Origin of the sequence: Pseudomonas sp. FDAARGOS_380, assembly GCF_002591235.1 — a bacterium.
Classification (GTDB): Bacteria; Pseudomonadota; Gammaproteobacteria; order Pseudomonadales; family Pseudomonadaceae; genus Aquipseudomonas; species Aquipseudomonas salmasensis.
In genome coordinates, this window is record NZ_CP023969.1 from 4,851,761 (window position 1) to 4,863,993 (window position 12,233).

General features: G+C 61.2%; 10 protein-coding genes. 3 read left to right on the forward strand and 7 right to left on the reverse strand.

The genetic code is table 11. The features are described 5' to 3' along the window. Window positions 1-109: 109 nt before the first annotated feature. The gene (locus tag CRN80_RS22845; RefSeq protein ID WP_098951295.1) at window positions 110-1,402 is read right to left on the reverse strand and encodes a sorbosone dehydrogenase family protein; all 1,293 of its coding nucleotides are present in this window, start codon (window positions 1,400-1,402) and stop codon (window positions 110-112) included. Continuing rightward, entirely contained in the window at window positions 1,399-1,824 is a 426-nt protein-coding gene (locus CRN80_RS22850) for a DUF2231 domain-containing protein (protein ID WP_098951297.1), read from the reverse strand. The genes CRN80_RS22845 and CRN80_RS22850 overlap by 4 nt, the downstream gene beginning before the upstream one ends. Before the next feature lie 757 nt (window positions 1,825-2,581). On the opposite strand from CRN80_RS22850, the gene CRN80_RS22860 reads away from it, so the two are divergent. Together CRN80_RS22860 and CRN80_RS22865 are read left to right on the forward strand one after the other, a co-directional pair. Further along, window positions 2,582-3,379, forward strand: a complete 798-nt coding sequence (locus CRN80_RS22860; RefSeq protein ID WP_098951301.1) for a nucleotidyltransferase domain-containing protein — start codon at window positions 2,582-2,584, stop codon at window positions 3,377-3,379. Further along, a complete protein-coding gene (locus CRN80_RS22865) occupies window positions 3,372-3,821 on the forward strand; it encodes an NUDIX hydrolase (RefSeq protein ID WP_098951303.1) in 450 nt (149 codons plus the stop codon). The genes CRN80_RS22860 and CRN80_RS22865 overlap by 8 nt, the downstream gene beginning before the upstream one ends. Before the next feature lie 58 nt (window positions 3,822-3,879). Here the strand turns inward: CRN80_RS22865 and CRN80_RS22870 are convergent, their stop codons facing one another. After that, on the reverse strand, window positions 3,880-4,440 hold the full coding sequence (locus CRN80_RS22870; protein WP_098951304.1) for a cysteine hydrolase family protein: 561 nt from the start codon (window positions 4,438-4,440) through the stop codon (window positions 3,880-3,882). A gap of 252 nt (window positions 4,441-4,692) precedes the next feature. On the opposite strand from CRN80_RS22870, the gene CRN80_RS22875 reads away from it, so the two are divergent. Beyond that, window positions 4,693-6,891 (forward strand): OsmC domain/YcaO domain-containing protein, encoded by a 2,199-nt coding sequence (locus CRN80_RS22875; RefSeq protein ID WP_098951306.1) that lies wholly within the window; start codon window positions 4,693-4,695, stop codon window positions 6,889-6,891. A 122-nt stretch (window positions 6,892-7,013) separates the two neighbouring features. Here the strand turns inward: CRN80_RS22875 and CRN80_RS22880 are convergent, their stop codons facing one another. The 4 genes from CRN80_RS22880 to CRN80_RS22900 form a co-directional block, all read right to left on the reverse strand. Next, window positions 7,014-8,180, reverse strand: a complete 1,167-nt coding sequence (locus CRN80_RS22880) for a cystathionine gamma-synthase (RefSeq protein ID WP_098951308.1) — start codon at window positions 8,178-8,180, stop codon at window positions 7,014-7,016. Further along, window positions 8,177-9,553, reverse strand: coding sequence for a cystathionine beta-synthase (locus CRN80_RS22885; protein ID WP_060764260.1), 1,377 nt, complete (start codon window positions 9,551-9,553; stop codon window positions 8,177-8,179). Before CRN80_RS22885 ends, CRN80_RS22880 begins: the two co-directional genes overlap by 4 nt. Before the next feature lie 922 nt (window positions 9,554-10,475). Next, complete coding sequence (locus tag CRN80_RS22895; RefSeq protein WP_098951312.1) at window positions 10,476-10,958, reverse strand: VOC family protein; 483 nt, start codon at window positions 10,956-10,958, stop codon at window positions 10,476-10,478. A 59-nt stretch (window positions 10,959-11,017) separates the two neighbouring features. Beyond that, on the reverse strand, window positions 11,018-12,202 hold the full coding sequence (locus CRN80_RS22900) for an MFS transporter (protein WP_032897045.1): 1,185 nt from the start codon (window positions 12,200-12,202) through the stop codon (window positions 11,018-11,020). Between the last annotated feature and the right edge of the window lie 31 nt (window positions 12,203-12,233).

Consider the following 12,233-nt stretch of genomic DNA (forward strand, 5'->3'; position numbering starts at 1 on the left):
CGCCTGGCACAGACCTTGTGTGCGCCCGATGTCAGCCTGACAGCCGAACAGCAGGTTGGATCAGACAGCCTATACATCAGTCTCACTACCCCGTTGCGTCGTTCCTCGATTATTGGTTACGTGTGACTCGCCAAACAGTATTGGCCAAGTCGTCAGCAATGATCAGCGCGCCTTTGGGATCCACGGTCACTCCAACCGGGCGGCCACGGGTTTTGCCGTCGTCGCCGCGAAAGCCGGTGGCAAAGTCGATGGGCTCGCCCGCCGGTTTGCCGTTGCTGAACGGTACGAAGATCACTTTATAGCCCACTGGGTTGTCACGGTTCCAACTGCCGTGCTCGCCGACAAACACGCCGTCAGCGAATTTTTCACCCAGGGCGGGGATGGAGAAATCCACGCCAAGCGCGGCCACGTGGGAGCCCAGGCTGTAATCGGGCTTGATCGCCGCGGCCACCTTGGCCGGGTTTTGCGGTTGTGCGCGGGGGTCGACGTTCTGGCCCCAGTAGCTGTAGGGCCAGCCGTAGAAGGCACCTTCACGCACCGACGTCAGGTAGTCCGGTACCAGGTCGGGGCCCAGTTCATCGCGCTCGTTGACCACCGTCCACAGTTGCCCGGAACCCGGTTGGATGGTCAGCGCCGTTGGGTTGCGCAGGCCCGTGGCGTAGGGTTTGTGCGCGCCGGTGGCCGCGTCGATCTGCCAGACCATTGCGCGGTCGATCTCCACTTCCATGCCGCGCTCGGTGATGTTGCTGTTGGAACCGATGCCCACATACAGCTGGCGCCCGTCCTCACTCACGGCCAGTGACTTGGTCCAGTGATGGTTGATCTGCGCCGGCAGGTCGGTGACTTTGACCGGCGGGGCGCTGGCCTTGGTCTGGCCGTCGGCGTAGTCAAAACGCACCAGTGCATCCTGGTTGGCCACATACAGTTTGCCGTCGGCGAATGCCAGGCCGTAGGGGGCGTTGAGGTTATCGGCGAACACGGTCTTGAGTTCATAGGTGCCGTCACCGTCGGCGTCACGCAGCAGCGTAAGGCGGTTGCCGCCCTTGACCTTGGTGTTGCCCTGGGCCTTGATCACACTGGCGATCACGTCCTTGGGCTTGAGCTTGGCCGCGCTGCCGCCACGGCCTTCGGCCACCAGGATATCGCCGTTGGGCAGCACCAGGGTCTGGCGTGGGATCGCCAGGTCAGTGGCGATAGCGGTCACGCTGTAGCCTTCGGGCACCTTGGGCTTTTGATCGCCCCACGGGGTGGGCTCGGCAATCTTCATGCTCGGCAACAGGCTGCTTTGTTGCTCAGGCAGCTTGGGGTCTGGGCCGCGCGCCTGGGTCTTGTCACCTTCGCCGCCGCAGGCACTCAGCAACAGGGCGGCGCTGAGCAGGGTCAGTGTGTTGAGTGGTTTCATCGGGCAGCTCCTGAGCGCAGGTTGGTCAAGCCGATCCAGGTGGCGACAATCGCCAGCACGGTGACGATCGCCGACAGCATCAAGCCGGTGGGCATCATGGCGTAGGCGTCCTTGGCATGCTGGAAGGCATTGACCAACCCAAGCACCCAAGTGCCCAGCAACAGCAGGAAGTACGCCACCGGGCGCCCGCCCTTGTGTTCGGCACGCACCAGGTTGACCAGTGCAAACAGCAGGGAAAAACCACAGAACACCAAGGCTCCTGCGATCAGCCAGGAGGCGAAATTGGCCCATTGAATCTGGTAGGTCTGGCCGTAGGCGATATCACTGAGCAAGGCTCCGAGAAACAACGGCACGGTGCCGGCAAGCAAAGTCCCGTGCAACGGCCCGGGCCTGACGACGGGGTAAGTGGGGAGGGTAGTCATGGTGGTGGCGGCTCCTTATCGTTCTGCACCCTGGACTCAGGGCGCGCTGACTTCGCATAGGAAAGGAGCATGGCGCTTGTGAGAAAGTTCACTGGGAGGGCGTTTCGAGGTGTGTTTCGATCCGGCGTTCCCCTGCATATGCCTAGGTATCTACACAATTTTGGTGCGACGCTGAACCTGTGGCGAGGGAGCTTGCTCCCGTGACGGCCAGCCAGCCGACATCTATCTACCTGACACCCCACCATCCAACTGTGGGAGCTGGCTTGCCTGCGAAGGCGGCCTGGCAGTCGACACAGTTGGACCGGGTATATATCCGTTATTTAGGTAACGGCCACCTAGGGTTCCGCCCTGACGGCGGCTCACTTTTGAAAAGCGCAAAAGTAAGCAAAACGCTCTTGCCCCACCACTCGGCACCTCGCCTAGGCTCGGTGTGCCCGTAATCCGCCAGTGATTTGGGGGGCCGCCGCCACGCGCCATCCATGGCGCGGGGCGGCTAAACCGGCATCCCTGCCGGTTTACCCCCCAAATCCCTGTCGAATTCCGGCCAGCGTGGTTTAACGGGGCGCCTAAGATCAAGATCAAAAGCAGATCAAGAGCAAGAGCGGCTCGCTTCGCATCGTGGTTAGCGTCTGTGCCTACAGCCCACAAAGTTATGTAGATACGTTTACCACAGCGGCTATATGACTCATCCTTCCTGGCCCGATATGAGGAATAGCGTTATGCCCACTCCGCATCTGCTCTGCGGCAAGATCGCATCGTGAACACTCAAAAACCTGCAGGCATTGATGTCGACGGCTATATCCTCACCGTTGCCGATGGGCCTATACAACCCGAGTTCCAGCCCCTGCTGACGGACATCTGCGCTACCTTGTCCCGGCCTGAACTGGGGCTGCACGGGATTTACCTGTATGGCAGCATCGCACGGGGCGAAGGTGAGATCGGCATTTCTGATCTTGACCTTTCCCTGATACTGGTCGAGCCACCGGATGCGCCCGTGCTTGAACAATTGGAGTCGGCCCGACTCGCGTTGGAGCAGCGGCATCCCCAAGTCACCAAGATCGACTTTGATATCGGCCACCGCGCCCAGGTGTTGGCGCCCGAGAACCGAAACCGTTGGGGCTTCTGGCTCAAACATCATTGCTGCTGTCTCTGGGGCGAAGACCTGTCGCTGCACTTCGAACCGTTTCGCCCGTCTCGCGCCATCGCCCTGGCGGTCAACGGCGATTTTGAACAGGCGCTCACGGGGTATCTGGTAGGTATCGAACAGGCCAGCACTGAGCACGTACGCCATCGCTTGCAGCGGGAAGCGTCGCGGGCCTTGATCCGCGCCACCCACACTCTGCGAGCGGAAGATGCGCAAACCTGGCCGCAAACCCTGGAAGAGTACGTCGGGCTGTTTGTTCAGCATTACCCGACCATGCGCGTGCAAATCGCCTATTTCCTGTTTGAGGCACGCAACCCGAGCGCCGAGGGCGAGGCATTTACGACACGCCTGCGGGCGTTTCTGAGCTGGATGAATTCGGCCGTCATAGAAAGGAATCAATCAGATGCGTGAACGCAAAGCCGCACGATTACTGGTCATAAACCCTGCACAGCAAGTGTTGCTGTTTCGCTTCGTGCACAAAGAAGGCGCCTTGGCCGGCCAGGATTACTGGGCCACACCGGGCGGTGGCGTTGAGGCCGGGGAGACCTTTCACAGTGCCGCGATTCGTGAGTTGCGCGAAGAAACGGGGATCACGGTGAGCAGCGTCGGGGAATGTGTAGCAGAGCGCAACGTGACCTTGATGCTACCCTGCGGCGAAACGGTGCTGGCGGTTGAGCGGTACTTCGTTGTGCATGCGCCCAGCGAGGCGTTATCCAGGGCCGAGTGGACGCAGCAGGAGGCCCAGGTGATGGCGGACCATCGCTGGTGGTCGGCAGAGGCGCTGCGCGCAACGAGCGATACGGTATGGCCGCAGGCGTTATCGCAAATGCTGGAGGATGCTGGGGTGTTTTAACCGCTCAGGCCCGCAAGCGGCCGCCAGCGTGCGTTTGCCCTGATGCATGTCTGCTTTGTTAATGACTGGCCAGGATTTCACTCGTCTGGAACACCCTGGCATAGTCCATGGCCAAGTTACTCAGCGACAGCGCATGCACGTCTTCAGCGGCCCACAGCCGCCCCGACAAGTCGGTTTGGTCGAAGGTAAAACACGCATCCTCCGCCACGATCACGTCGAACCCCAGGTTGCCTCCCGAGCGTGCGGTGGATTCCACTGAATTGTTGGTGATGACGCCAACGATCACCAACTGCTGGATCGAGCGCACGTGTAGCCAGCGCTCCAGGCCCGTGGCGCTGAATGCATCCGGTACGTTTTTTTCCACCACATGTTCGTGGGCCAGGGGGTGCAACGCATCCTGGAACTCACAGCCAGGTTGGCCTGGCCGGAACACCGAAGCGTCAGAGCGGGAGATATGCCGCACATGAATGATCGGGCGTTGCGCCTGGCGCCACGCATTGAGCAAGTGCTGTATGTGCAGCTCAGCGTCTGGGTTGTTGCGGCGCCCAAGGGTGGGATCGGCCATGCCTTTTTGCATATCGATGATCAACAGTGCGGCGTTCGTCGCTATCGGTTCCATGGCCTGTCCTGGCAGAGGTGAACATTATCCAGCGGGTATCACGCAGTCCAAATGTGGGAGCGGGCTTGCTCGCGAATGCGTGCTGTCAGTTGATACACAAGTCACTGATAGACCGTATTCGCGAGCAAGCCCGCTCCCACAGGTTGGACGTTAGCACCGATCGGCAGCCGATACGCAAAACCCTGAGACTTCCCGGCGAAACGCTTCATAATGGCGGCCAATTTGTTTAGCTCGTTATTCTGGTGTGCCCGCATGGAAATTAAGGTCAACTTTCTCGACAACCTTCGGCTTGAAGCCAAGTTCGATGACTTCACGGTCATTGCCGACCAGCCCATTCGCTACAAGGGCGATGGGTCGGCACCGGGGCCATTCGACTACTTCCTGGCTTCGTCGGCGTTGTGTGCGGCGTACTTTGTGAAGTTGTACTGCCAGACGCGCAATATTCCCACCGAGAATATTCGCCTGTCGCAGAACAACATCGTCGACCCGGAAAACCGCTACAACCAGATTTTCAAGATCCAGGTCGAGTTGCCCGCGGACATCTCCGACAAGGACCGCCAAGGCATCCTGCGTTCCATCGACCGCTGCACCGTGAAGAAGGTGGTGCAGGCCGGGCCGGAATTCGTGATTGAGGAAGTCGAGAACCTCGACGCCGATGCCCAGGCGTTGTTGATGCCCAATTCCACGTCCGAGGCGGGCACCTACATTGCCGGCAAGGACCTGCCGCTGGAGCAGACCATCGCCAACATGTCGGCGATTCTCGCCGGCCTGGGCATGAAGATCGAGATCGCCTCGTGGCGCAATATCGTGCCCAACGTGTGGTCGCTGCATATCCGCGACGCCCATTCACCGATGTGCTTTACCAACGGCAAAGGCGCGACGAAAGAAGGCGCGCTGGCGTCGGCGCTGGGTGAGTTCATTGAGCGCCTGAACTGCAACTTTTTCTACAACGACCAGTTCTGGGGCGAGGACCTGGCCAACGCGCCGTTCGTGCATTACCCCGACGAGCGTTGGTTCCAGCCGGGCCCCAACGATGAGCTGCCGAGTGAAATCCTTGATGCCTACTGCCTGAAAGTCTACAACCGCGAGGGCGAGCTGCGTGGTTCACACCTGTTCGACACCAACTCCGGCAACGAGGCCCGTGGCATTGTCTCGCTGCCGTTCGTGCGTCAGTCCGATGGTGAGGTGGTGTATTTCCCGTCCAACCTGATCGAAAACCTCTACCTGAGCAACGGCATGAGCGCCGGCAATACCTTGGCCGAAGCCCAGGTGCAGTGCCTGTCGGAGATTTTCGAGCGGGCGGTGAAGCGCGAAATCATCGAAGGCGAATTTGCGCTGCCGGACGTACCGGCCGACGTGTTGGCCAAGTACCCAGGCATCCTGGCGGGCATCGAAGGCCTGGAAGCCCAGGGCTTTCCGGTGCTGGTCAAAGATGCGTCCCTGGGCGGTGAATTCCCGGTGATGTGTGTGACCTTGATGAACCCGCGCACCGGCGGCGTGTTCGCTTCGTTTGGCGCGCACCCCAGCCTGGAAGTGGCGCTGGAACGCAGCCTCACCGAGCTGCTGCAAGGCCGCAGCTTCGAAGGCTTGAACGACCTGCCGCAGCCGACCTTCGAAGGCCAGGCGGTCACCGAGCCGAACAACTTCGTCGAGCACTTTATCGATTCCAGCGGCGTAGTGTCGTGGCGCTTCTTCAGTGCTCAGTCTGATTATGAATTCGTCGAGTGGGACTTCTCCGGCCAGGGCGAAGACTCCAACGCCCAGGAAGCCGCCACGCTGTTCGGCATCCTCGAAGGCATGGGCAAGGAGTCGTACATGGCGGTGTATGAGCACCTGGGCGCTACCGCCTGCCGGATCCTGGTGCCGGACTACTCGGAAATCTACCCGGTGGACGACCTGATCTGGGACAACACCAACAAGGCGCTGTTTTTCCGCGAAGACATCCTCAACCTGCACCGCCTCGACGAGGAAGAGTTGCAGGCGTTGGTCGAGCGCCTGATAGAAAGCGAACTGGACGACTACACCGATATCACCACGCTGATTGGCATCGAGTTCGATGACAACACGGCGTGGGGCCAACTGACCATCCTGGAGCTCAAGCTGCTGATCTTCCTGGCCTTGCAGCAGTATGAAGAGGCCAAGGAGTGCGTGGAGATGTTCCTGCAGTACAACGACAACACCGTTGAGCGCGGCCTGTTTTACCAGGCGATGAACGCGGTGCTGGAGATGGAGTTGGATGACGACTTGGAACTGGCTGACTACGAGGCCAACTTCCGGCGCATGTTCGGTAATGAGCGCATGGACGCGGTGATCGGTTCGGTCAACGGCAGCGTGCGCTTTTACGGGTTGACGCCGACCAGCATGAAGCTGGAAGGCCTGGACCGGCACTTGCGCTTGATCGACAGCTACAAGAAGCTGCATACGGCGCGAGCCAACATCACCCAAGGCTGACCCACACTGATCGTTCCCACGCAGAGCGTGGGAACGCATCCGGTGACGCTCTGCGTCACGCTTGGGGACGCAGAGCGTCCTGGGTTGCATTCCCACGCAGAGCGTGGGAACGATCATGGCGGTTAGATGTGGGCCAAGGCCTGCTCCAGGTCGGCGCGCAAATCCTCCCCATCTTCAACCCCCACCGACAAGCGCACCAGCCCATCGCCAATCCCCAATTGCGCTCGCGTCGCCGCCGGGATGCTGGCATGGGTCATGATCGCCGGGTGCTCGATCAGGCTTTCCACGCCCCCCAGGCTCTCGGCCAGGGCGAAGATCTTCACGTTTTCCAGAAAGCGCGTCGCGCCGGCCAGGTCGCTGTTCAAGTCCACTGAAATCATCCCGCCAAAGCCGCGCATCTGCTGTTTCGCCAGGTCGTGCTGTGGGTGGGATTTGAGGCCCGGGTAGTGAACCCGTGACACTTGCGGCTGTTGCTCCAGCCAGGTGGCCAGGTCCAGGGCATTGCTGCAATGGCGCTCCATGCGCAGCGCCAGGGTTTTTACCCCGCGCAGGGTCAGGAAGGCGTCGAACGGCCCGGCGATGGCGCCGATGGAGTTTTGCAGGAAACCCAGGCGTTCGGCCAATTCAGCGTTGTCACCGACAACAGCGATACCACCGATCACATCAGAATGCCCATTGAGGTATTTGGTGGTGGAGTGCACCACGAGGTCGAAGCCCAACTCCAGCGGGCGCTGGATCCAGGGGCTGGCAAAGGTATTGTCGGCCACGCAGATAATCCCGCGGGCACGGCAGATGCGGGCCACGGCGCGCAGGTCGGTCAGGCTCAGCAGCGGGTTGCTTGGGGTTTCGACCCAGACCATGCGCGTGTCGTCCTGCAATGACGCTTCAAACGCCGACAAGTCGCTGAGGTCGACATAGCTGAAACGGTGCCCGGCACTGCGCTGGCGCACCTTGTCGAACAGGCGGAAAGTGCCGCCGTACAGGTCGTTGCCCGAGACGATATGCGCGCCGGCATCCAGCAGTTCCAGCACGGTGGAGATTGCCGCCAGCCCCGAGGCAAACGCAAACGCCTGGCTGCCGCCTTCAAGGTCGGCCACGCAGCGTTCCAGGGCGAAACGCGTGGGGTTATGGGAACGGCCATAGTCAAAGCCCTTGTGCACGCCGGGGCTGTCTTGCAGGTAGGTGGAGTTGGCGTAGATCGGCGGCATCAGCGCGCCCGTGGTCGGGTCGGGTGACTGCCCGGCGTGGATCACACGGGTGGCAAACGCGCTTTTATCGGGCTGGCTCATGCAAGGGATCTCCGTAGGTGGTTAAGCAGGTCGACGCGGGTGATCAGGCCATGAAAGCCTGCGGCGTCGGCAATGATGGCGACCAGGCCGCGATCCAGTTCAGCCTGCAGTTCGGCCAGGCTGGCGTTGGGGGCCAGGGTGTGCAGGGTGTTGGTCATGGCGCTGGCGACGGTCATGGAAAAATCTGCGGCGTCGTGGTGCAGGCCCAGCAGGATGTCGGACTCGTCGATCACGCCCACCAGGGTCTGGCCATCGACCAGCACCGGCAGTTGCGACACGTCCGCCAGGCGCATGCGCTGGAAGGCGGTGAGCAGGGTGTCGTCGGGGCTTACGCTGATCACGCGGCCGTCTTCGAAGCGGCGCGCGATCAGGTCGCGCAGGTCACCGTAGTGCTTGTACTGCAACAGGCCGGCGTCGTTCATCCACTGGTCGTTGTAAACCTTCGACAGGTAGCGCGTACCGGTGTCGCAGACGAAGGTGACCACGCGCTTGGGCTCGGTTTGCTCGCGGCAGTAGCGCAAGGCCGCGGCGAGCAGTGTGCCGGTGGATGAGCCGCCGAGGATGCCTTCGGCCTTGAGCAATTGGCGGGCGTGGTCGAAGCTGTCTGCATCACTGATGGAGTAGGCGTGGCGCACGCTGGACAGGTCGGCAATCGAAGGGATGAAGTCTTCGCCAATACCTTCCACGGCCCAGGAACCAGGGGTTTCCAGCTTGCCGCTGCGGCTGTATTCGGCCATCACCGAACCGACCGGGTCGGCCAGCACCATGGCCAGTTCGGGTTGCACGCGCTTGAAGAACCGCGTCAAACCGGTGAGGGTGCCGGCCGAGCCGACGCCCACCACAATGGCGTCCACGTCGTGCTGGGTCTGCGCCCAGATCTCCGGCGCGGTGCTGGTCTCGTGGGCCAAGGGGTTGGCCGGGTTGTTGAACTGGTCGGCGAAGAACGAGCCTGGAATATCCTTGGCCAGGCGCGCTGCCACGTCCTGGTAATACTCGGGATGGCCCTTGCCCACATCGGAACGGGTGATATGCACCTCGGCGCCCATGGCCTTGAGGTGCAGGACCTTTTCCGTGGACATCTTGTCGGGCACCACCAACACCACCCGATAACCCTTGGCCCGGCCCACCAGCGCCAGGCCCAGGCCGGTATTGCCGGCGGTGGCTTCAATGATGGTACCGCCAGGGCGCAAACGACCGTCGCGTTCGGCAGCGTCGATCATCGCCAGGCCAATGCGGTCCTTGATGGAACCGCCGGGGTTTTGCGATTCCAGTTTGAGAAACAGCGTGCAGGGGCCGGTATCGAAGCGGCTGACTTTGACCAGCGGGGTGTTGCCGATTAGCTCAAGTACGGCAGGGCGTGAAGGCGTGGGCATGTCGTCTCCTGGTTACGGGATGGGCGTAGGGCGAGGGACAGTAAAAAAACAGCATGGCTTGGAACATAGGCCGGTATCGCCGGTGTCGCAACCGGGCGTCCGTTGGATGACTTTTTTTGCCGCATGGGGGGAGGGCGCGCAATCCAGGATTGCGCTGAAAACCAACGATGGAGCTGGCTTGCCGGATTGCCGACACCTATCTACCTGACGCCACGCGATCCAATGTGGGAGCTGGCTTGCCTGCGATGGTCATAGGTATCTACACAACGTTGGTGCGACGCTGACCCTGTGGCGAGGGAGCTTGCTCCCGCGACGGCCTGACAGCCGACACTTATCTACCTGCCGCCCCGCGATCAAACTGTGTGGCTTGCCTGCGATAGCGACCTGCCAGCCGACACCTATTTACCTGACGCCCCACGACCCAACTGTGGGAGCGGGCTTGCTCGCGAAGGCGGCCTGACAGTCAAAACAGTTATACCGAGTACATATCCATTCCTGCGGTAACGGCCACTTAGGGTTCCGCCCTGACGGCGGCTCACTTTTGAAAAGCGCAAAAGTAAGCAAAACGCTCTTGCCCCACCACTCGGCACCTCGCTTAGGCTCGGTGTGCCCGTAATCCGCCAGTGATTTGGGGGGCCGCCGCCACGCGCCATCCATGGCGCGGGGCGGCTAAACCGGCATCCCTGCCGGTTTACCCCCCAAATCCCTGTCGAATTCCGGCCAGCGTGGTTTGACGGGGCGCCTAAGATCAAAAGCAGATCAAGAGCGACTCGCTTCGCATCGTGGTTACCGTTGAGAGCTGCAGAGTTATGTAGATACCTATGCCTTCATGTGGGAGCGGGCTTGCTCGCGAAAGCGGTGGGTCAGTTTTCACATGTGCTAGCGGATACATCGCCTTCGCGAGCAAGCCCGCTCCCACAGTTCAGTTCCCGGCAATCGCGGCTTCGATGGTAGCGATGTCGATTTTGGTCATTTTCATCATCGCCTCAAACGCACGCTTGGCGACGGCAGGATCTTTACTGGTAACCGCATCGACCAACACCCTCGGTGAGATCTGCCACGACAGCCCCCACTTGTCCTTGCACCAACCGCAAGCGCTTGCCTGCCCACCGTTGTCGATGATGGCATGCCACAAGCGGTCGGTTTCCTCCTGGTCATCCGTGGACACCTGAAAGGAAAACGCCTCACTGTGCTTGAACATGGGGCCGCCATTGAGGCCCACGCAGGGGATACCCAGTACGGTGAATTCCACGGTCAACTCATCACCCTGCTTGCCGGATGGGTAGTCGCCAGGGGCACGGTGTACGGCCTTTACTGCGCTGTTGGGGAAGGTGTTGGCGTAGAAGGTCGCTGCCTCCAGGGCATCGCCGTTGTACCAGAGGCAGATCGTATTCTTGTTGTTCATCGCAAGGCTCCTCGGGTTGGAAGGTGCATGAAGTCTAGACTAACAACCTGCGATGCTGCTCAGGCTTGCACCGCCTCTCTGCCAGAGCGTGAATCGGCCCGCCGCGCACGCCAGCTCAACCCCAATACCATCAGCAAACCCAGCCCAGCCATGATCGCGCCTGCCAGTGAAATCGCCGGGTAGCCCAGCCCAGCATTGATCACCGCACCCCCCAACGCCGCACCAATCGCATTCCCAAAATTGAACGCACCGATGTTCATCGCCGAAGCCAGGTTAGGCGCATCCTTTGCTGCCTCCATCACCCGCATCTGCAACGGCGGCACCAGGGCAAAGCTGGCAGCGCCCCACAGCAGGATCGACAACGCCGCAGGCAGCGGCCATTGCATGAGCACCGAGAAGGCCAACAGCACGGCAATCAACACCACCAGCGAGATGATCAAGGTGCGGTCTACCGAGCGGTCCGCAGACTTGCCACCCCACACATTGCCCAGGGTGAGCCCGATGCCGAACAGCACCAGCATCCCGGTGACGAAGTTGGTCGAAGCGTGGGTGACGTCTCGCAGAATCGGCGCGATGTAGGTGAATACCGTGAACATCGCACTCGAGCCCACCACGGTCAGCGCCAACGCCGCCAGCACAGGCCCGCGACCCAGCACACGAATTTCCGCCATCAGCCCGCCACCTTTAGGGGCCGGCGCATTGGGCAAGGCCCACCACAGCGCCGCCATCACCACTGCGCCAAGCCCACTGATGCCCCAGAACGCTGTGCGCCAACCAAAGTTCTCGCCAAACCAGGTCGCCAGGGGCACGCCGCCAATGGTTGCCAGGGTCAGCCCCATGAACATCGCCGCCACAGCCCCCGCGCGCTTCTCGGGCGCCACCAGGCTTGCGGCCACGATCGAGCCAATCCCAAAGAACGCCCCATGATTGAGCGACGTCACCAGCCTGGCGATCATCAGCGTCTGGTAGTTGCTGGCCAACGCCGACAGCAAATTACCCAGGGTAAAAATCGCCATCAGCCCGATCAGCAAATAGCGGCGGGGTACCCTGGCCGTCGCCAGGGTCATGATCGGCGCGCCAATCAACACGCCCATGGCGTAGGCGCTCACCAACAGCCCCGCAGCGGGAATGGAGACATCAAGATCAGCGGCGATACCGGGCAACATGCCCATAGGGGCAAACTCTGTGACCCCGATGCCAAAGGCACCGACGGACAATGCTACAAGGGGTGGATTGATACGCATGGGTGACTCCTCATCTGTGAGCCAAATGCTA

What these genes read in the sequence shown, in the direction of transcription:
- CRN80_RS22865 (WP_098951303.1), top strand. Translation starts at nt 3,372, where the DNA reads ATGCGTGAACGCAAAGCCGCACGATTACTGGTCATAAACCCTGCACAG.
- CRN80_RS22870 (WP_098951304.1), bottom strand. Translation starts at nt 4,440, where the DNA reads ATGGAACCGATAGCGACGAACGCCGCACTGTTGATCATCGATATGCAA.
- CRN80_RS22845 (WP_098951295.1), bottom strand. Translation starts at nt 1,402, where the DNA reads ATGAAACCACTCAACACACTGACCCTGCTCAGCGCCGCCCTGTTGCTG.
- CRN80_RS22880 (WP_098951308.1), bottom strand. Translation starts at nt 8,180, where the DNA reads ATGAGCCAGCCCGATAAAAGCGCGTTTGCCACCCGTGTGATCCACGCC.
- CRN80_RS22875 (WP_098951306.1), top strand. Translation starts at nt 4,693, where the DNA reads ATGGAAATTAAGGTCAACTTTCTCGACAACCTTCGGCTTGAAGCCAAG.
- CRN80_RS22895 (WP_098951312.1), bottom strand. Translation starts at nt 10,958, where the DNA reads ATGAACAACAAGAATACGATCTGCCTCTGGTACAACGGCGATGCCCTG.
- CRN80_RS22900 (WP_032897045.1), bottom strand. Translation starts at nt 12,202, where the DNA reads ATGCGTATCAATCCACCCCTTGTAGCATTGTCCGTCGGTGCCTTTGGC.
- CRN80_RS22885 (WP_060764260.1), bottom strand. Translation starts at nt 9,553, where the DNA reads ATGCCCACGCCTTCACGCCCTGCCGTACTTGAGCTAATCGGCAACACC.
- CRN80_RS22850 (WP_098951297.1), bottom strand. Translation starts at nt 1,824, where the DNA reads ATGACTACCCTCCCCACTTACCCCGTCGTCAGGCCCGGGCCGTTGCAC.